Source organism: Chishuiella sp., assembly GCF_032109125.1.
In the GTDB taxonomy this organism is placed as follows: domain Bacteria; phylum Bacteroidota; class Bacteroidia; order Flavobacteriales; family Weeksellaceae; genus Empedobacter.
In genome coordinates, this window is record NZ_DAMCLZ010000003.1 from 97,462 (window position 1) to 118,359 (window position 20,898).

The 20,898-nt window shown below is 27.2% G+C and carries 18 protein-coding genes; 10 read left to right on the plus strand and 8 right to left on the minus strand.

Features of this window, described 5'->3' with window-relative positions; genetic code table 11:
- Window positions 1–23: 23 nt before the first annotated feature.
- Window positions 24–341, plus strand: a complete 318-nt coding sequence (locus tag RT575_RS05035; protein ID WP_313579304.1) for a DUF1493 family protein — start codon at window positions 24–26, stop codon at window positions 339–341.
- A 249-nt stretch (window positions 342–590) separates the two neighbouring features.
- Here RT575_RS05035 and RT575_RS05040 read toward each other — a convergent pair whose 3' ends face one another.
- Window positions 591–1,538 (minus strand): 2-hydroxyacid dehydrogenase, encoded by a 948-nt coding sequence (locus RT575_RS05040; RefSeq protein ID WP_313579306.1) that lies wholly within the window; start codon window positions 1,536–1,538, stop codon window positions 591–593.
- Between the two features lie 739 nt (window positions 1,539–2,277).
- Here RT575_RS05040 and RT575_RS05045 point away from each other — a divergent pair.
- The 5 genes from RT575_RS05045 to RT575_RS05060 all read left to right on the plus strand — a co-directional run bounded on the left by RT575_RS05045 (window position 2,278) and on the right by RT575_RS05060 (window position 5,747).
- Entirely contained in the window at window positions 2,278–3,279 is a 1,002-nt protein-coding gene (locus tag RT575_RS05045) for a hypothetical protein (protein ID WP_313579308.1), read from the plus strand.
- A 484-nt stretch (window positions 3,280–3,763) separates the two neighbouring features.
- The gene (locus tag RT575_RS05050) at window positions 3,764–3,940 is read left to right on the plus strand and encodes a hypothetical protein (RefSeq protein WP_313579310.1); all 177 of its coding nucleotides are present in this window, start codon (window positions 3,764–3,766) and stop codon (window positions 3,938–3,940) included.
- 10 nt (window positions 3,941–3,950) lie between these two features.
- Window positions 3,951–4,160: an N-acetyltransferase family protein gene (locus RT575_RS15585; RefSeq protein ID WP_409515947.1), complete on the plus strand. Its 210-nt coding sequence runs from the start codon at window positions 3,951–3,953 to the stop codon at window positions 4,158–4,160.
- 17 nt (window positions 4,161–4,177) lie between these two features.
- The gene (locus RT575_RS05055; RefSeq protein ID WP_313579312.1) at window positions 4,178–5,164 is read left to right on the plus strand and encodes a zinc-binding dehydrogenase; all 987 of its coding nucleotides are present in this window, start codon (window positions 4,178–4,180) and stop codon (window positions 5,162–5,164) included.
- A 238-nt stretch (window positions 5,165–5,402) separates the two neighbouring features.
- On the plus strand, window positions 5,403–5,747 hold the full coding sequence (locus RT575_RS05060; RefSeq protein ID WP_313579314.1) for a S8 family serine peptidase: 345 nt from the start codon (window positions 5,403–5,405) through the stop codon (window positions 5,745–5,747).
- Between the two features lie 895 nt (window positions 5,748–6,642).
- Here the strand turns inward: RT575_RS05060 and RT575_RS05065 are convergent.
- From RT575_RS05065 to RT575_RS05075, 3 genes are all read right to left on the minus strand, one after another.
- Window positions 6,643–7,857: a hypothetical protein gene (locus RT575_RS05065; RefSeq protein WP_313579316.1), complete on the minus strand. Its 1,215-nt coding sequence runs from the start codon at window positions 7,855–7,857 to the stop codon at window positions 6,643–6,645.
- 3 nt (window positions 7,858–7,860) lie between these two features.
- A complete protein-coding gene (locus RT575_RS05070) occupies window positions 7,861–8,238 on the minus strand; it encodes a hypothetical protein (protein ID WP_313579318.1) in 378 nt (125 codons plus the stop codon).
- 553 nt (window positions 8,239–8,791) lie between these two features.
- The gene (locus tag RT575_RS05075) at window positions 8,792–9,664 is read right to left on the minus strand and encodes a YegS/Rv2252/BmrU family lipid kinase (RefSeq protein ID WP_313579320.1); all 873 of its coding nucleotides are present in this window, start codon (window positions 9,662–9,664) and stop codon (window positions 8,792–8,794) included.
- 109 nt (window positions 9,665–9,773) lie between these two features.
- On the opposite strand from RT575_RS05075, the gene RT575_RS05080 reads away from it, so the two are divergent.
- The 3 genes from RT575_RS05080 (at window position 9,774) to RT575_RS05090 (ending at window position 13,141) form a co-directional block, all read left to right on the plus strand.
- Window positions 9,774–10,202, plus strand: coding sequence for a SufE family protein (locus tag RT575_RS05080; protein WP_313374653.1), 429 nt, complete (start codon window positions 9,774–9,776; stop codon window positions 10,200–10,202).
- A gap of 103 nt (window positions 10,203–10,305) precedes the next feature.
- Window positions 10,306–12,153 (plus strand): monovalent cation:proton antiporter-2 (CPA2) family protein, encoded by a 1,848-nt coding sequence (locus RT575_RS05085; RefSeq protein WP_313384761.1) that lies wholly within the window; start codon window positions 10,306–10,308, stop codon window positions 12,151–12,153.
- Entirely contained in the window at window positions 12,137–13,141 is a 1,005-nt protein-coding gene (locus RT575_RS05090) for a glycosyltransferase family 9 protein (RefSeq protein WP_313579323.1), read from the plus strand. The genes RT575_RS05085 and RT575_RS05090 overlap by 17 nt, the downstream gene beginning before the upstream one ends.
- A gap of 259 nt (window positions 13,142–13,400) precedes the next feature.
- On the opposite strand, the gene RT575_RS05095 is transcribed toward RT575_RS05090, so the two are convergent.
- The 4 genes from RT575_RS05095 to RT575_RS05110 all read right to left on the minus strand — a co-directional run bounded on the left by RT575_RS05095 (window position 13,401) and on the right by RT575_RS05110 (window position 20,239).
- On the minus strand, window positions 13,401–14,897 hold the full coding sequence (locus RT575_RS05095; RefSeq protein ID WP_313384765.1) for a RagB/SusD family nutrient uptake outer membrane protein: 1,497 nt from the start codon (window positions 14,895–14,897) through the stop codon (window positions 13,401–13,403).
- Between the two features lie 11 nt (window positions 14,898–14,908).
- Window positions 14,909–17,941 carry a SusC/RagA family TonB-linked outer membrane protein gene (locus RT575_RS05100; RefSeq protein ID WP_313579325.1) on the minus strand — a complete coding sequence of 1,011 codons (3,033 nt, stop codon included), beginning with the start codon at window positions 17,939–17,941 and terminating at the stop codon, window positions 14,909–14,911.
- Between the two features lie 524 nt (window positions 17,942–18,465).
- Window positions 18,466–19,302: a universal stress protein gene (locus RT575_RS05105; RefSeq protein ID WP_313384770.1), complete on the minus strand. Its 837-nt coding sequence runs from the start codon at window positions 19,300–19,302 to the stop codon at window positions 18,466–18,468.
- 109 nt (window positions 19,303–19,411) lie between these two features.
- The gene (locus RT575_RS05110; RefSeq protein WP_313384772.1) at window positions 19,412–20,239 is read right to left on the minus strand and encodes a universal stress protein; all 828 of its coding nucleotides are present in this window, start codon (window positions 20,237–20,239) and stop codon (window positions 19,412–19,414) included.
- A gap of 149 nt (window positions 20,240–20,388) precedes the next feature.
- On the opposite strand from RT575_RS05110, the gene RT575_RS05115 reads away from it, so the two are divergent.
- Window positions 20,389–20,892, plus strand: a complete 504-nt coding sequence (locus RT575_RS05115) for an acyl-CoA thioesterase (protein ID WP_313579328.1) — start codon at window positions 20,389–20,391, stop codon at window positions 20,890–20,892.
- Window positions 20,893–20,898: the final 6 nt, after the last annotated feature.

A 20,898-nucleotide genomic window follows, 5' to 3' on the forward strand; every position in this document is an offset into this window, starting at 1 on the left:
AGCAGTATACAATGATATAATTAATGGTGAATAGAAATTATAATATAGTTGTGGATTATATATCCAAAGAGTTTGATCTTGATAAGGGGAAATTAAATACTTATACATCTCTTTCTGAGATAGGATTGGATGGAGATGATGTTTTAGATTTTTTACTCGGATTTTTTAAAAGATTTGGTATAGAATATGAACAGACTAATTATAAGGATTTTATTCCTCTAGAGAGCTATCCTATTTTTTTTGGAATTTTATCTTTATTTAAAAGAAATGAAATAGTAGACAATGAAATTTTTATAAAAGATTTAGTTATTTCATTGGATAAAAAAAAATGGTATAAATAATACATAATTACGTAGACTTAATATTTTTTGTAAGATTTAATTACAGAATTCTCATCAAAAGATTTTATAATTAAGTATTATACTGAAAACAACGAGTAAATTAATTTAACTCTTTTTATTAGAAAAATAATAAAGCTTCAGAGAATTCTTATTTAGAAATAATAATTCCAATTAACTAAAAGAGCACTAAAAAATAAAACCCAATACGATTTTTTCGTATTGGGTTATTTTATAATAATATTCAAAATTTTATTCCCTCCAAGCAATAATTTTATCACGAATAAATTCAGCTAATTTCACTTTACTTTGGTGAGTCCAACCAGCTATGTGAGGAGCTAATACAACATTTTCAGCTTCTATTAAATACTGAAATTCCTCTGGTAATTCTGATGCAACCAAACGTTCAAAGCTTGATTTTTCGAATTCCAAAACATCCAAAGCAACGCCCAAAATCTTTCCAGATTTCATTGCTTCCACCAAATCTTTTGTAACAACAGCTTTTCCTCTTGCAGTATTCACAAAATAAAAAGGCTTTTTCACATTGGCAATAAAATCAGCATCAATCATTTTTGTTGTCTCAGGTGTTTGTGGCGTATGCAAACTAATAACATCCACTTGCTCAAAAAATTCTTGTAAAGTAACCTGTTTCGCAAATTCATTTCCTTTGTTTGGTAAAATATCATAACAAATAACATTTACATCAAAGCCTTGTAAACGCTTAGCAAATGCATTTCCCATATTTCCGTACCCAATAAGCCCAACCGTTTTTCCTTTCAGCTCATCACCTCTATTTTCTTCCCGCTTCCAAATACCATTTCTCACTTCATTATCAGCTCTTCGCAAATGGTGCATCAACATTAATAACATTCCAACAGCATGCTCACCAACCGAATCTCGGTTACCTTCTGGCGAATTAAATAAAACTATTCCACGTTCGGCAGCATATTCCTCGTCAATATTTTCTAACCCAGCTCCTACTCTACCAATAAATTTTAGTTTCGTTGCTTTTTCCAAAAAAGATTTATCAATCGGAAAACGACTTCTAACAATCATTCCATCATAATCTGCAATTTTTTGTTCAATAATTTCTTTGGGAGAAGTATAATCTTCGTCAACAACAAAACCTGCATCGCGTAAACCACCATTCAAACATTCGTGATTAGAATCGATGGCTAATATTTTATAGGAAGTATTCATGTTCAAAATTTCTATCAAAGTTACAACGAAACAACTGAAAATTTCTTAGAAGAAGTCTAAAAATTAGTTATAAAAAAGTTTCTATTTTTTTTAATTTCTACCTTGTTATAACTATGTTGAAAACATGATAATTAACTGATAATAAGTAGTATATTTTGTTAATAACCTTGTTTGGGCAATTCCTCCGGACCGTACTTTCACGTTCCCAATCTTTTATAAAAGTAGACTTCGAGAACCTCAGTCTACTTTTATAAAAGGATTTCCACTTCAATCGCTATTGCAAAGTTAGAAATATGAATTTTAAGGTTTAAATTAATAGTATAAATACTTAATAACTCTTCGACAGACTTAAACTTGTTTAAACTTTTACTTTTCAAATAAGTAGAACTTTAAAAGCGATATAAAATATACTTTGTATTTATATATTGGAGTAAAAAGAATAAAAAAGACAGTCAATCTTTAAATAATTCTATTGAAAAATACAGGGAAAAAATAAAACTTTATAAATGACCGTTTTAAATATGCAGTTCCAACGGAAAAATGCAGCTTGTAGGAGTTTTCCAAAGATAAAATCATTTATTCAAAAACGGCATACTCACTAAATCAACATTTTAACTCATTTCAAAAAGGTGTATAATAAGCATTATGTTAAGTTGATAATTCTTAATTAAAAATAGTATCCATTAATTTAACACAATATATTCTTAGTAAATTTGTATTAACATTTTAATCTAAAATTATGAAAAAAATAACATTATTAACGATTTTAATTCTTTCATTATCTGTTAAATCTCAAACCAATAACAAAAAATATCTTGATGAAATTGAATATGCTTTGACAGCATATGATCCGACTATGATATTTGGTTATAAAACAGAAGATATTTTTGATAATAATATTTTAATTGGAAGAAAATTTTTATCTATTGGATATCCAAATAAAGTTAGTAGAATACTTCTTAACAAAGAAAATGGAATAATTAAAAATGCTTCCATAAATGGGGAAGTCATTGAATTATTCTTTAATAAAGAAGATTTAGAAAGAATAAAACAAACTTCTTCATTTGATTTTAAGCTAAATTATAATGATGGTAGCCTTATTTTATTAACACAAGTAGGTTCTGAAAAAATTGCTTATTCATTAGGTTTTAATGAAGGTAAAATTAAAACTATTGTTAAAGCTATTAAACGCGGTAATTACTTAGACCCTTTTGTAAGTGAAATTAATAAACTAGAATATATAGACGATTCATTTATAAGAGATTACACGGCTTACAAGTATGGTAAAAAGATGGAAGATAAAAATATTGTTCAAAAATTCATTTACAAATATTCGAAAATTGATGAAAATACTTATTCTAAAGAATATATGAATAATGGAATAAAAACTGATCCATCTAATGGAACAAAGATAGTTTATACATATGATAAAAAAGATAGAATTTTAAGTAAATTAGAAACTAGTCAATTAGGAATTTCTTTAAGTGAATATTTATATTCTGATGATAATAGTTCAGAATACGTAAGAGAAATATTATCTGGTGAGTTTAAATCAAAAAAATATAAAAGAATTACAATAAATGAAGATTTACCCAAAACGTCCCCTAATGCACAAGATTATGAATGGGAAAAAGGATATTACGAATTTGATAATAATGAACTAGTATTTATTAGAAAAAATGGAAAAGTTCGGGAAAAAAAGAATGGGATATGGATAGAAAGAGCAGATACAATTGACTAAATAATTAATTATTCTTTTGTTAATTAAATACATGCTAAATAACTATTATGATATAAGTTTTTTCTATTTTATTAATTATTGGTAATGTTCCAGAAGTGTTATTATCACGCAATCCACATACAATCATTAGATAACTTTACCCAATAGTGGACTAATTTCTATTATTGGGTATTTTTATGCACTTAAAACCGCTAAAATCAATTCATTTAATAAGTTTGTGTATCAAATGTGTTGGTAGAACAATTTAATCTTTAACAATGTTTGACAAAATCAACTTTTACGATAGAAAACCAAACAAAAAAATGCTCTAATTGGGGGCAGTCTACTAATTAGATCGTGGATTTTTATATATATTGTATATACTGTTACATAACAGTTGTTATAGTATTTTGAAATATACTATTACGCCAACTCATGCTAGCAAAAATTTTTATATTATTCTATATTTTAAAATAGATTTATAGATTAGGTAAAGAAGTGATTAATGTTAAAAAATCGTGAGTTTTCATTTTTTATTCTCTTCTCTAATTTTATTGTAAATCATCAGCGAAAATTTAACATTTTAATTGTTGTTAATGCTGTTTCTTTAGAAAGTAAACAAAAATGGTTTAATGTTAATTCAGTAGAAAAAAGAACACTTTGGATTATTAGAAGATTATAAAAATAATATAATTGCTTGGGTAAGCTTTAAATCATTTTATGGTAGAACAGCTTATGATCAAACTTTTGAAATAAGTATATATTTAAAAGAAAATCAACAAGGAAAAGGATTTGCAAAACAAATATTAGGATTCATTTTTTCTCATAATGAACTAATTATAAAATTATTTAATAATATTGATAGAAGTCTTTATATTCTAGGAAAAAGAATAAATTTATAATATTTAAATAAAATAAAATGAAAGCACTAGTATTACAAGAAAATGGAAATATTGAAAGTTTAAAAGTAATTAATAATCGAGAAATCCCTCAACCAGGAGATAATGATATTCAGATACGTGTACATGCATCAGGTCTTAACCCATCCGATTATCAAATGGCAATGTATCCAGGTATAAAAGATGAAAGAGAAAGAGTCTTAGGTCTAGAAATAAGTGGTATTGTAACAAAAATAGGGAAAAATGTAAATAAATTTAAAGTTGGAGATAGGGTATACTATTTACGTGGTGTTATGAATCTTGATGGAGGATTTGCTGAGTACTCTATTACTCCTGCACATGCAGCTAGTCATCTTCCAAAAGAAGTTTCTTTTTATACAGCAGCAACAATACCTGCAGCAGGATTTACTGCTTATCAAGCAATAATTGATAAACTTCGTCCAAAATATGGAAAAACAATTTTTATAGAAGGAGGTAGTGGAGGAGTAGGTTATTATGCTATTCAATTAGCCAAAATGTGTGGTTTAAAAGTTATAGCATCATGTAATTCTAAAAATATTAATTATATAAAAGAGATAGAAGTAGATGAAATAATAGCCTATGATTTAGAAAATGTATATGATCGTGTAAAAGAATTAACAAATAATAAAGGAGTAAATTATATTTTAAACACTATAAATTCAGAGACAGCAACTAAAGACCTTGATGTATTATCATTAGATGGAGAAATAGCCGTAATAGCTGGTTTTCCTGACTTTAATAAATTAACTTTTTTTGAAAAGGGTATTTCTATTCATGAAATAGCTCTTTCTTTACCATTTCAATATAATGACTATGAAGGACAATGTAATATAGCAAGAATAGGAGATGAATTTGCAACTCTTCTTGAAAAAAAACAAATATTATCAGCGAATATTACTCTAATAGATTTAGAAGAAGTCCCTTTATATCTAAACAAAATTAAAAATAGAGAAATATTAGGTAAAGTTGTTATGAAGTTATTATAAAACATGAAATAATACTTTTTCAATAATAATAACCTATTCTTTGGTTAGATTACACGAATTAAAAAATTTCTCTAATATTTAGAGGAATTTTATGTTATAGAATAACCTTTATTTAAATATCTATAAACTTTAATTTATATTGTTAAACATCCTTGTAACTGATTTTTTATATATCCGTTTTCCATGATTATATAACATATAATTTTTCTATTTTTTAAAATTATTATATTTTTAGAAAATGAAAAAAACAATTATTTTAAGCACATTATTAATATGTATAGGAATGTCTTCATGCACAACGAACAAGACTAATAATAATTTAATTTCAAAATCAGAAGAATCAGATTTCGTTAAAAATAGTTTAATTATATATTTCGATCAAAATATAGGTAACAAAGAATTACTTAAAAAAGTTGATGAATTTGGAGCAAAAATAGATTATAATTATACAAATATAAACGCTATTGCGATTACTATTCCTGATAATAGTAATATAAATGATGCTCAACAATATTTTTCAAAAGTAAAAGGAGTTAATTCTGTTTCTAAAAATTATATAAACCAACTTAATAAAGTAAATTAAGTTATTAATAAGATTAAGAATATTCTAAATAGTGTTATTTAGAAATATTTATAACAGCTGTTATTTAAAGTATATACAATATATATTGTATATATAAATCCACAATTTAATAAGATTGTGGATTTTATATTTTATAAAGCCTTACACTTCTATATTTTGTTTAACATAAAACGTGTTATGTACTTAAAAATAAAAAAACAATACTATTATTTTCAGTAATTTACGTTTTTAGTAAATTATTTTTAAAAAAATACACGCTGTAGAACTCATTTTTTCATTGAAGCTACATATCCAAATCAGCCAATAATAAACTATTGTGTAAAAAACTAAAGTTAAATAATTTAATTATTTGATTTAAAACTATTTAAATAGCCATACTTTTCCTTAACCCTGTTTTTTATACTTTTCGTCGACTACCCCCTATAATAACTAAATTTAAAGATTATTTGTTTCTGTGTGTTTATCTATAATAAAGTGAGAAGAAACAGTTATTATAATTGATAAAAAAAAAGAATAAATAACATAAATAAAATTGTACCACCATGGAATAAACCAAATGTTGCTAAATATTCCAATAATTATTACACAGATAATAAGCACTAAGTTTAATATTAATGTTTTTTTTATTAATGAAAGACGGTTATTTTTTTTATAAAAAAAATCTTTTATTAATTGAAACGGAATTAGAAATAATATTAAAGAAAAGATATATTCAATTAAATAAGATTCTCCATATAAATAATACAAAAATTCAGATAATGTATCTATATTAAAATCGTAATAAGTATATTTTTTTAAAAATATTGCATCATATAAATTGGGTAACCATCTTAATTTAAGTAAAAAAGGTATAAATAAACCTATGAATAAATTACCAATTATTTTAGTCAAAAATTTACTTACAGTCATTACTTAGAGTATTTAAAGTTTTTTTTCCATCTATCACATCTTTAACTGTTTGCCAGTCAGGACGCTTTATTTGAGGAGTATTTACACTTGCCTTCCCTTCTTTAGAATTAACATATTTAGAAATTTTGTTTTGTAAAGATTTCCATAAGTTATCTGCTTGGGTAAAAGGAATGTTACCAATTTTTTGAAAAAACTCTCCGTCCCAACTAGTTAATCTATCAACACCTCTTGTGTAAAAAGTATAAGAACCATCAGAATTCTTTGTAAAACCAAAATCCCTATGACCACTTACAGGATGACTTAGATATGTAGGGTCATAAATCGTTGAAAAAGTCCAACCATTAGATGAATATTGAGTAACAACAACTGATCCGTTATCAGGACCTTTAATATCAATCCCTATTACCGAACCTAATGGGTTAGATGAATTCCATAAATCTGTGTCATTAAATCCATTCCAACGATAAGGTTCAAAATAACTATAATCAGTATCAACAAAACTATTAATATTGGTTCTAATATGATTTAATAATTGTTCTGCAGTTGTACCTGGAGGTAATTTATCTATTGTTACAGGGAAATAATCCATATTTACAACTGTACTATAAGCATTATTGATATCTTGTAACCTAGTAACATCTTTAGCTGAAAATGAACCATCTGTTCCTGATGTTGTAATAATTTTAGAAATATTATTTAATTTAGAAATAATATCATTAGAAACAGAATGTTTAACTGTATTTAACCATTGCTTAATTATATCACAAGGGATATCGATAAATATAAAGGGTTTGTCTTTAATAGCTGCTTTTATTACTACTTCAGTAAGAGCTATTTCTCCATAATTACCATCTCCTCCTCCTGGATTATTATCTAAACATTCTGCATGAGCTTCACATCCTGGGTTTTGATTTTCAGGAGGTGTAGTAGAGCATTGAGAACAGCCTCCTCCTGGATTAGTGTTAATAATAACACCATCTAGATCACATACATCATCTCCAAGACCACATAATCTGCCGTTAGATTTCTGGTTGATAAAATTATTAAAATATCTATCATATTGTTGTTGAAAAATATCTTTATTTACTTTATATAATTCACTATCTCTGATAACATAACTATAAAAAACTTTAGTACCATTGTCAGTATAATTTGCAATTAATAAACCATCTACAGTGTTATTTTTAATTCTAGGGTACATTACTCAAATATCTCCGTTTTCTTCAAAAATGGTTTGTGAACGTAAGCGGTTCTCAATGTAAAAATCTTTATTTTCTATAATTACATTCTGACTGGATCTTTTTTTATGTTTGACTTTGTTATTAGTATTCACAAGACCTGATATATTAGTATTATGTATACTATCATATCGTTGCATTAAAATAGAAAAACCACTTGCGTAATCAATAATAAATTTACTACTTTTTCCTTGAACAGTTGAAGGTTGAGAAAAAATTGCGAATGTACTTTTCGCTTGTTCTGATTTTTCTATTTGTAGAACGTCTTCTTCTGATACACAACTATGTAAAAGAAATAAACAAGAAATAAATAAAAGTAGATACTTTAAAGAGTGTTTTTTCATTAATTTTATTTTAGTGTTAAAGAAATCTAAAATAAATAAAATAATAAGAATTACAAATAATTACTTAACATAATGATTATTTATATATCAAAAGTATTTAGGTTAAAATATTGATTTTAATTTTTTACATAGTAATAAATACTAAAAAATCCACTAATAGTAATGAGATTTTCAGTTTATAGGTTTCAAACTTACGTTATAAATATATTTATTTCTAATATAAAAAATCACGCCTTAAAAACTAAAAAAATTACTTAAACAACTTAATAACTCTTCGACAAGCTCAGAGTGACATTAAATAATGTTTATATTAAGTAAATATTGTGTCATGTTGAGTTTGCCGAAACATTGATTAAAATTTAATTACTCTTGTACAAACTGTAAATAATCAAAAGAAAGTACGAAATAAAAAACTAGAACAACAAGTTGTATCTTAAACAAATAAACACCTGAAAACTCCTTTTAACAAACCGTTTATAACTATGTTGATTACTTTTTAATTTATTTAATTTCAGTTAATTAAATTGTTGGTTACTCAGGTCAACTATTCAATTTAATAAATAATATTTAAGGCATTCGGTAACACTTCAACCTTTACTTTAAGTGAATTTGTTGTTTGAAATTCACCATCCAATTGGTAAGAAATTTCTGTATCTTCTAAACTCTCAATGGTAAATTTCTTCACTTGTTTATATCTAGCTTTGTTCATAAGATCAATTTTTTTGGCTAGAACTAAAACTGAAAAATAGAATTGTTCAAAAACATCTAAATCTTCAATCATCAGTAAATCTAATAAACCATCAGAAAGGTCAGCATTAGGAGTAAATGAAATTCCGTAACCAGCTATATTAGAATTTGAACAAAATAAATAATAAAAATTCTTTTCGATAATTACATCATCTATATAAAGTCGGAATAATTTCGATTTATAATTCATTAATGTTTTTACAGAAGCATCAACATAACCAGTAATTGTACGTTTCTGGTTTTGTTCATAACTATGGATAATATCAGCATCAATTCCAAAACCAAGATTACTAAAAAAATACTTATCCTCCACTCTACCAACATCCATTTTACGCACAGCAGAGTTTTTAATAATTTCTATCGCTTTGTTAATATCTTTTGGAATGCCAAGATTAGCCGCTAAACCATTTCCTGAACCTGCAGGAATAATTCCGAAATGAATTGCAGTATGTACCAAGGCACTTGCAACTTCGTTTATTGTTCCATCGCCGCCGCAAGCAACTACAACATCAGCATTTTGAACAATAGCTTCTTGTACTAATTCTTTTGCATGAAATTGATAAGCAGTTTCTTTTAAAATAATTTCATCTTTTGGAGAGAATTTAGATTGTAGAAATTCAATAGAAATTTCATGTTTTGCATTTCCTGAATTAGGGTTGACGATGAAAAAATATTTCATTCTGAGAGAATTAAATTATAGTTTCACAAAAATAATAAAAGAAAAATAATAATGAGATTTAAAGCAGATTTATGAAGAAAAAGAGTCAAAAACTTTCTAAATTTGTAGTATGAAAATTAAAGATATACAAAACGAAATAGTTGATGAATTCTCATTTTTTGATGATTGGGAACAACGTTATGAATATTTAATAGAGTTAGGAAAAAGCTTGAAAACATTATCTGAAGAAGAAAAAACAGATGATAAAATTATCAAAGGTTGTCAATCTTCTGTTTGGTTGGATGCTGAATTAAAAGGTGACGTTATAGAATTTAGAGCAGATTCTAATGCGATTTTACCAAAAGGAATTGCAGCTTTATTGGTACGTATGTACAATAATCAAACTCCAAAAGATATATTAGATTCGGATACAGATTTTATTAAAGAAATTGGTTTATCAGAATTTTTATCTCCTACAAGAGCAAATGGATTACTTGCAATGGTAAAACAATTCAAATTTTACGCGATTGCTTTTCAATCTCAACAAAACAATAGTTAATAAATATTATATTTCGTTAGGGATTGAAGAGAAAATCCTTTTCTAATTATAATGAAAAGCCGTCCTAAGGGAACGCCAAATGAAAAATAATTAACCAACTACTATGAACGATTTTCTAGGACAAGCATTTATATTTTTATTTTCTGCTGTAATTTGTGTTCCTATTTCTAAGAAATTAGGAATGGGTTCTGTATTAGGCTATTTGATAGCAGGAGTTTTAATAGGACCATATGTTTTGAAATTTGTAGGAAACGATGGTGCTGATATAATGCATGCAACAGAATTTGGTGTTGTGATGATGCTATTTTTAGTTGGATTGGAATTAGATCCAAAAGAATTCTGGAAGATGAAGAACAAGATTATTAATCTTGGTGGAATGCAAATTTTAGGGACAGTTTTTATCGCAACAATTATTGGAGTTTATGGTTTGAAAATGAATTTTCCAAGAGCTATTTCTATAGCTTTTGCTATTACCGTTTCTTCGACAGCTATTATTATGCAGACTTTGAATGAAAAAGGACTTACTAAAACAGGAATTGGTAAATCGACTTTTTCTGTACTTCTTTTTCAAGATATAATGGTTATTCCAATTTTAGCAATTATACCTTTATTGGTTGGAGATTCACTAATACAATCCATTGGAGATGATTCTAAAAGTCTATTGGTTGGTGGACCTGCTTTTATGAAAACATTGGTAATTGTAGGTGCAATTACTTTTATATATGTTATTGCAAAATATATTCTAACACCTTATTTTAAATACGTTGGTCAATTACAAGTTAGAGAAATATATACTTCTTCAGCATTATTATTAGTTATTGGTGTATCTCTATTAATGCAAAAAGTTGGAATTTCTCCTGCTTTGGGAGCATTTATAGCTGGTGTTGTATTGGCTAATAATGAATATAAACATCAATTAGAAAGCGATATAGAACCTTTTAAATCTTTATTGCTTGGTATCTTCTTTATAGCTGTTGGTTCTACTATCAATTTTAAGCTGATTGTAGAGAAGCCTCTTATGATTCTTGGACTAACAATAGGAATTATGGCTATAAAATCGTTTGTTTTATGGATAATAGGAATTAAGCATAAGTTTAATTTTGATCAGAAAATGTTATTTGTTCTATTGCTATCACAAGTAGGAGAATTCGCATTTGTGATTTTAGCTTTAACTAGAAATTTAGATATTCTCAACAAGCAATGGTACGATTTAATGCTAGCTACAACAGCGATAACAATGGTAATAACTCCACTATTATTGGTACTGAATGAACGTTTGATTTTAAAATATTTTGGAGTAAAATCTAAAGTCACTCCAATAGTAAAAAATGAGCAAATAAATATTGATGCTTCTGAAGGAGATGTTATTATTGCAGGATTTGGTGATTTTGGAAATACAATAAGTAGAGTTTTAAACAGTACAGATATAAAAACTATTGTTTTAGATAACGATAGCGAGCGTGTTGAAAAAATGCGTAAACAAGGTTTTAATGTTTTTTATGGTGATGCAACCAATGTAAATCTTTTAAAATCCGCTGGTGCTGATCATGCAAAATATTTTGTTGCAGCGTTGGATCCTCCAGAAATTAATCAAAAGTTAGTACATATTGTTCGTAAAAACTTTCCTAATCTTGAGATTATTGTTCGTGCAAAAAACCGTAGTTATGCCTATAACTATTTGAAAGAAGGATTGAACGAAGTGTATAGAGAAAGTTTCTTCTCATCAGTTTATGTTGGTCGACAATTACTTATAAAATTTGGTTTTTCGTATGAAGAAGCTTCTAAAATTGGTGAGATTTTTATAAAGAGTGATCGTAAATCATTAAGAAGAATTGCAAAACATACAGAGAATTCTGATGAATATTTTAAAGCATCAAAAGAAGAATTTGAAAAACAAATGAAATTAGTTTCCAAAGAATTAAATAATAGAAAAAATGGAGAAGTTAAATAAAAAGAAACTTTTAGTTATTCGTTTTTCTGCATTAGGTGATGTTACAATGATAGCGCCTGTTCTTAAAGAATTTATAGAACAGAATCCTAATGTAGAAGTTTATGTTGCTTCTCGCCCATTCATGGGAACTATTTTTAAACAATTTCCTGAAATAAAATTCATTCCTGTTGATCTAAATAAAGAGTACAAAGGCTTTTTAAATCTTTTTAAATTATATGGAGAATTAAAAAAATATAATTTTGATTATGTTGCTGATTTTCACAATGTAATTCGTTCTAAAGTTATTACATCTCTCTTTAAATTAAGTGGAATAGCAACAGCTACATTAGATAAAGGTAGAGAAGAAAAAAAAGCATTAATTAATCAAGAAAACAGAGTCTTTAAACAGCTTAAATTAACCACAGAACGCTACGCTGATGTGTTAAGAAATTTAGGGTTTAAATTAACACTTAGTCATCAATTAAAATCAAATACCTTAAAAGAAGAAAAATCGATTGGTATAGCTCCTTTTGCAGCTTTTAAAAGTAAAATGTTTCCATTGGATAAAATGAAGATTGTAACAAAATTATTGGCAGAAAATGGATATAAAATTTTTTTGTTTGGAGGAGGAAAATTAGAAATTGATGAATTAAAAACATGGGAGAATTTAAATCCTAATATTCAATCTTTAGCAGGTAAGATTTCTTTTGAAGAAGAATTACAAAAAATAGCAACATTACAAGCTATGATTTCTATGGATAGTGCCAATATGCATTTAGCCTCTTTAATGGGAACAAGAACCATATCTATTTGGGGAGGAACACACCCATTTGCAGGCTTTATAGGTTATGGACAATCTACAAATGATGTTATACAAGATGAAACATTAAATTGTCGCCCTACTTCTATTTTTGGTAAAGATCCAAAAGGCTTTGAGAATTTTGATTATTTTCAGAATTTATCATCAGAAAATGTTTATCAACAAATTGTGGATAAGCTAAAAAATTAAAATCATATAAAAACAAAGTCCATAAATAAAGTCTTTTATTTTTGGGCAATTGCTTCGCACTGTGGTTTCACGTTCCCAATCTTTTTAGATTGGAAATATAATCATCTTCTTGAAATGAATCCAATCTAAAAAGGATTTCCACTTCAAACACTATTGCAAAATATCACGTCTAAAAAATAGATAGTAAATAAAAAAGCCGTTATAAAATGAATTATAACGGCTTTTAATGTTTATAAAAATAACACTATGATTAGAATAATTAATATCCTGGTGTTTGTGTCATTTTTAAGTTTTTATTTAATGTAGTTTGAGAGATAGGTAACTGCCATCTGTAATCTCCAGCATTTAAAGTCTGTGAAGATGATGGTGAACCAGATCCATCTGCTAAATAACCGTTTCCACTACGTTGAATACCTTGTTTATATTCAGAAGAAATTCCCGAAACACCTTGTAAACGTTTTAATGTGAACCAACGATCTCCATTTTCAAAAGCTAACTCTTTACGGCGCTCTAATTGAATTGCATCAAAAATAGCAGCACCAGTTTCTCCACCTTTATAAGAAGAGTAACGCACGTCTCTTAATTTATTTAAAGTTGATAAGGCACTTCCACTATCACCTGATAAATATTGAGCTTCAGCTAAATTTAGAATAGCTTCCTCAGTACGTAAATAACGCCCATTATTAATACCTAACATTACTTTACCTTTAATGTATTTATTTACAGCTATTACAGCATCCCCATCAAGGTTTTTAGGATTAAAAATTTTAAAATAAGCATTTTTTCTTTCTGGTTCTGTTGCAGAGTCATACAAAGCATAGAAATTTTTATCTACAGCATATTCTAAAATAATTGTAGCATCTGTTGCTCCTTGACTAAAATTAGTACCTATTTTAGGATCAGAAGTATTAAGTAATGGTATTTCAAATAAAACACCTTCACTATTATTTGAAGTCCATAAATCTGCTAAATCTGCTTTTTTTGCAGGACTAACATTATCAACAACGGGTTGTGTGTATTCTATTACTTTTTGATAATCACCTTTATATAAATAAACTTTCCCTAATAAAGCCTCAGCTGCATATTTATTTATTTCAGAAGAAGGATCAGCTTCTTTTAAATATGGAATAGCAGCTTCTAAATCAGCAATAATTTTAGTATAAGTTTCTCCTATTGTTGCATCTCTTGTAGGTTCAGCTTTTGGATCATATTTATCTACATAAGCTATACCTATGGTAGAAGATGCATCAGCAGCTTGAGTTGGAATTTCAGCATATGTACGAGCAACTTCAAAATGAGCTAATGCACGTATTGCTTTTGCTTTTGCAGTAATATAATTTTTGAAATCACCATCTTGTAAATTATCAATATTAGCTAAAATTAAATTAGCTCTAGAAATAATATTATAAGAAGTTGAGTAAAGAGATGTTGGAGTTGCATTAGAATTATAACTCCAATTATGAGTTCTTAAACCAGATTGACGACCATTAGGGTTTAATATTAAGTTATCACCTAATATATCCCCAACTGCAATAATATCGCTAGCACTACTTAATCCAGCGTAATAACCACCATTAATATCTTGAGCGAATCCTCTATAAACACCATTGATAGCTGTATTAAAGTCTGATTCTGTTTTATAATAATCAGAAAATTCTATTTTATCATATGGTTTTTGATTAATATCATCTTCGCTACAAGAAGAAAAACTTAATGCACAAGCTAACAATGATAATACAAATATATTTTTTTTCATTTTTTTAATTTTTAGAATGACACATTAAATCCAATAGAATAAGAACGAACTAAAGGATAAGAGAATGCTGTAAACGAATTCGAAACATATCCTGCAGATGATGTAGTGCTACTTTCGCTAGAACCAGTACCAGCTATTGGATTACCATGATATTTAGTCCATAAAGCTAAGTTTTGAACTTGTGCATACATTCTTAAATTCTTAACAAATGTTCCTTTTACTAAATTATTGAATGAATAACCTAATGATAAACTACGGAAAGAAATGTAATCAGATTTTTCTAAAAATTTTGTAGAATATTCTGTACCACTTGGAATTGGTGTAGCAAATTGAGCATTATCACCATTACCTTTCCAGTAATTTGCCGCTTCTACGACGTGATTGTTTAAAGAAGTAGGATCAGTTAAATATTGGTAAGTATTATTATACATATAACCACCAGCAGAATATGTGAAATCTGCATTAATATCAAATCCATAGAATTTAGCATTTAAACCAAATCCTCCCATCAAGTCAGGTAAAGGAGTTTTGTTTGTAGCTACAGCATCTCCTCCATCATAAGTATCAGTTACATTACCATTTTTATCTAAATAAAGGTCTTTACCTGTACTAGAATCAACACCTGCATATCTAACCATGTAGAATTGATAAGGTTTTCCTCCTTGTACATGAGCTAAACTTTCATATGAATTATTAACTAATAACATATCTTGGTTGTCAGCAAGTTTGTTTACTTTGTATTTAAGAGATGTTACATTCCCGTATACAGATAAATCAAAGTTTTTAGAACGAACCACATCATAATTTAATTCTAATTCTAAACCGCTTGTAGTTAATTTACCTGCATTGATATATGTTGTAAATCCTCCAGCTTCACTTGATAAATATTGATTAAAAATAAAGTTTGAACGTTGATCGTGGAAGTATGCAAAAGATCCAGTTAAACGGTTATTTAAAAGTCCAAAATCTAAACCAACATTTAATTTTCTATTTGTTTCCCATGTTGTTTTTGGATTAGATAAATTTCCATCAGGAAAAGCAGAAGCCTGTCCATTGTAAGTTGTATCTAATTGTAGTAAAGTCATGTTTGCATAACGTGCAATTGCAGAATCATCACCAACTTCTCCATAAGATCCTTTTACAGTTAAATTATTAACAATTTTAGAATCTTTTAAGAAATTTTCTTTAGCAATATTCCAACCTAACGATGCTCCCCAGAAAGTTCCAAATTTAGCATCTTGACCAGCTAAAGAAGTACCATCTCTACGAACATATGCATCGACAAAATATTTATTGTTAAAATCATATGAAGCAGCACCTAAATATCCAAATTTAGTTATTCTCCAACGTTGTGTATTAGAGTCTTGACCAATATTAACAGCTAAATTTTGTGTAGATAAATAATCATTAGGAAATTGATTTCCATATAAAGATAGAGAATATAAACTTTGATTAATATATTCAGATGCAGCTGTAACACGTAAATGATGTTTTCCAAAACTGTTTTCATAAGAAACCTCATTTCTCCAGTTGTAATCAAAACGATCAGAACTAGTGTCTGTTTTAGATCCACCATTACCTAATAATACAGCTAAAGATGAAGATGGTCTTAAGAAGTTTTCTGATTGAACTCTGTTATACGTTGCTCCAATTGTTGAACGAGCAGTAACATTTTTCCATAGATCAGCTTCTAAGAAACCTGTACCATAAATACGTAAATATCTTGTTTCTGCATCAGTTTTTTCCATTTCATCTGCAACAGCATAACCACCAGAGTTTGCACCAGAATTATAGATTTTATTTCCATCAGCATCTAATGCTGGATTTCCATTAGCATCTAATTGATAAAAAGGTACATAAGGTCTATTTAATAATACGTTGTAGAATGGAGATTGTACATTCACACGGTCACGAGGAGTATTAATTGAAGCATAAGATCCATTTAAATTAACCCCGTATCTTAACCATTCCTTAGCTTTTGATGTAATGTTTAAAGAAGATGTTATTCTTTGCATTCCATCATAGTATTGTACAGCTCCTTCATTTTTATCATAACCAACAGAGAAATTAGTTGATGTATCTCCGTCATTTTTACTAATAGAAACAAAGTGAGAAGCTGTTAATCCATTTTTGTATAAATTATCAGACCACTTGTGGTTATATTGTGATAAATCAGCTATTTGATCTGCAGTGCGAGCAACTCCTAGTTTTAAAGAATTTCCATTTGCATCAGTTAATTTACTTAAATCATTTTGGTAATTAAGTAACTGATTAGCATTCATTAAATGGATATTTGGTAAATCCATCATCTGGTTAACCCCAATGCGAGCAGAATAAGTAATTGTAGCTTCTCCTCTTTTAGCAGTTTTTGTTTTCATGATGATAACACCATTAGCCCCACGAGAACCAAAAATTGCTAATTGAGATGCATCTTTTAATACTTTTACTTCTTCAATATCAGAAGGGTTAATTGCATTTACATCAGAAGCAGACATATAAGTTCCATCAACTACATATAATGGTGATTTTACACCTCCATTTAATCCAATTGCACCACGAATAGTAACATTTGCTGTAGCACCAGGAGCACCACTCATTGCTTGTGAAGATAAACCAGCTACTTTTCCACCAATCATTTGATCAATAGAAACAGAAGGGTTCATTTGTTCTAAATCTTTTGCTTTAACTGTAGTTACTCCTGATTTAGATGGAGCGTTGAATATACTTTTTACAACAACTTCACCTAAATCAACAGTAGATTCTTTAGTAGCTTTAGCATCAGTATATCTTAGTGTTCCTAAAGTATTACTTGTAACCTTAAATTCTTTTCCATTAACAACTAAAATATCTCCAATTTTAGCATCAATATCAAATTTTCCATCAGCATCTGTAAATACAGATTTATCAGTTCCTTTTATAGTAACTTGAACATCTGCTTCTGGGAAATTATCTGCATCATTTACGACACCTGTTATTTGAGCAAAAGCTATAGATCCTAAACCAAGGAAAGCTAATAAGCCCAAAGATGTGATTCTTCTCCTCATAATCTTATTTATTTTATAAAATAGGATAGCAAATCTGAGCATTATTTTTTATTAAGAAAAGTAAAAAAAGGAATAATAATTAAATTTTTAAATAAAGTTTATTTTGCTTTTTTTTATTCAATTTTTATTTTTTAATACCTAAAAAATGATATTTATTATGTTTTTAACAAATATTAATAAAATAAAATTCATTTTTATGTTAATTTTTTTTCATAGTAAAAAAATCAATATAACTATTGAGTATAATTTTTAATTAAAAATTATACAATTTTTATACTAAAAGTTGTTAAAAATATGAATGATTTTATGATGTTTTTAATGTTAATAATATTCTTGTAATAAAGAAATCTAAAATGAAATCTAAATTTTAAGATAATTATCTTTTGAAAATTAATATAAAAAAGAAAAGTTATTTTTAGTTAACTATATTTAATAAATTCATTTGTATTATAATAAAACGACTCTATTAAAAGATAAGTACTAAAAATAACTTTATGATAAGAAAAACTTCTTTTAAGAAGCTTTTAACTATCTTGTTCTTGAAAAACAAAAAGTGGAATAATATTTTTATTAACAATAGTTTTAGTAAAACTTGGAGAAAATATTTTATCTAAAAAGCCTTTATTTCTTCTTACAACTGTTAATAAATCTAATTTCTTTTCATCAATAGCATTAATTACTGCGTTGACAGGGTCAGAATCAGTTATAATTTCAAAAATAACAGGTTCATTTTCAAATTGAATTTTCCATTCTTTTAAGGCTTTATCATCATAACTTCCATCTTTAGATACATGCATACAATGAATTTTTGCTTTATGTCTATTAGCCATTTTTATAAGATATTTTAAAGCTTCTTTATCTCTATCTTCAAAAATTGTTGTAAAACCAATGTTATCATAACTTTTAAATGAAATATCTTGAGGAACACTTAATACAGGGATTTTAAGAGATGTAATTGCATTTATAGTATTAGAACCGAATAATAATTTTTGTAAACCAGTATTTCCTTCAGTTCCCATCACAACAAAGTCTATTTCTTCTTCCTCAGTTAATTTTTTTAGATTATACAAGAAATTTCCCTCTTCCAAAATGAATTTAATAGGAATTTCACTTAAATCATTTTCTTTAGCAATATCTTTTAGATGAGGTATGTTATCTTTGAAATTTTCAAAACTACCTGTTTCAATTGTTTCATACACATTCTGTATAACACCTGCATTTATACTTCCAGTTATCATAGGAAGATCATAAACATGTAACACTAATACTTCTGCTTTTAGTGTTTTAGCTAGATTAAGAGCATATAAAAATGCATTATTTGCACTAGCCGAAAAATCTGTCGGAAATAATATTTTTTTCATGTTATTTAGAGTTTTTAGAATATTAAGGTACAAAAATATTTCTATAGTGTAAAAAAAGGGGGATAGAATCTAATTCTATCCCCCTTTTTTTACACTATAGATTTTCTAGTTATTCGTGAATAACAAATAAGGGAACTATATTTTTAGAAAGAACTTTTTTAGTAAAACTTGGAGAAAATATTTTCTCAAAAAAAGTTTTATTTCTGCTTACAACGGTTAATAAGTCAATTTTTTCTTCTTTTATAAATTCTAAAACACCATCTATATAATCTTCAGCAGAATAAATAGAAAAATCAATAGGATCATCTTTATAATAATCTTTCCAATGATTTAAAGTTGAGACGTCATAGGTTTCGTCTTTTGATATATTTAAACAGTGTAATTTTGCCTTATATCTGAATGCAACATCTACTAAATAATCTAACGCTCTACGGTCTTTTTCTTCAAAAACAGTAGTAAAACCAATATTTTTAATTCCTTTATATTTATAACCGTTAGGAACACTCAAAACAGGAATTTTCAAATTTTTTATAGCATTCATGGTATTAGAACCAAAAAGAAATTTATCAATCCCAGAATTTCCTGTAGTTCCCATTACAACGAAATCTACTTTTTCTTCTTCAATAAAAGTTGGTAAAACAAATGATATCATTCCTTCTTTGATGAAAAATTTAATATTAACATTTTCAAAACCATTATCTTCAGCTATTTTTCTAAGAAAAGGAATGTGATCTTTTAGATTTTCAAAATTACCAAGTTCTATAGTGTCATATACATTTTCTAAAACAACAGCATCTATACCACCATTTACCATCGGATATTGGAATGCATGCAGAACATATAATTCTGCATTTTGATTTTCTGCTAAATTTAAAGCATATAAGAAAGCATTATTCGCAGTTTCAGAAAAGTCTGTCGGAAATAATATTTTTTTCATAAAATTTTTTTATAGTTCTCTTATAAAGATAAGAAATATATCATTTCAGATAAAAAATATTTTATTTTTTAGAACTGATTTTTAGCACTTTGATAGTTTATATTTATCTTGTTAATTCTTATTAGTAAATTTGTGAAATATATCATTATATGGAGAATATTTATTTTCAAAAAACAATTGTTCGTTGGTCGGATTTAGATGCTAATAGACATCTTGCAAACGCGTCTTATATGAATTTTACGAGTTTTGCTAGAATTGCATTTTTACGAGATTATAATGTCTCGATGAAAGATTTAGGTAGTTATGGAATTGGTCCAGCTATTTTGCACGAGCAATTTTCTTTTTTTAAAGAAGCGATGGAAGGTGAAGAAATTTATATTTCTGTAGAAATTGCAGGAATGTCTGATGATGGAATGATTTATCAATTTATTCATGATATATATAATAAAGAAGGTATTCATCTTTGTCATTCAGAGCTTGTGGGGGTATGGTTTTCAATGAAAGAAAGAAAAATGTTAGCTCCACCAAAAGAGATGTTAGATAATATTAAAAAATCTTTCCAAAATAAAACAATAAAAAGAATGTCAAAACAAGATATAAAGAATTTACCTTTTCGATCTGTTAATGTAAATCCTTTAAATTTTAATCAATAAAATAAA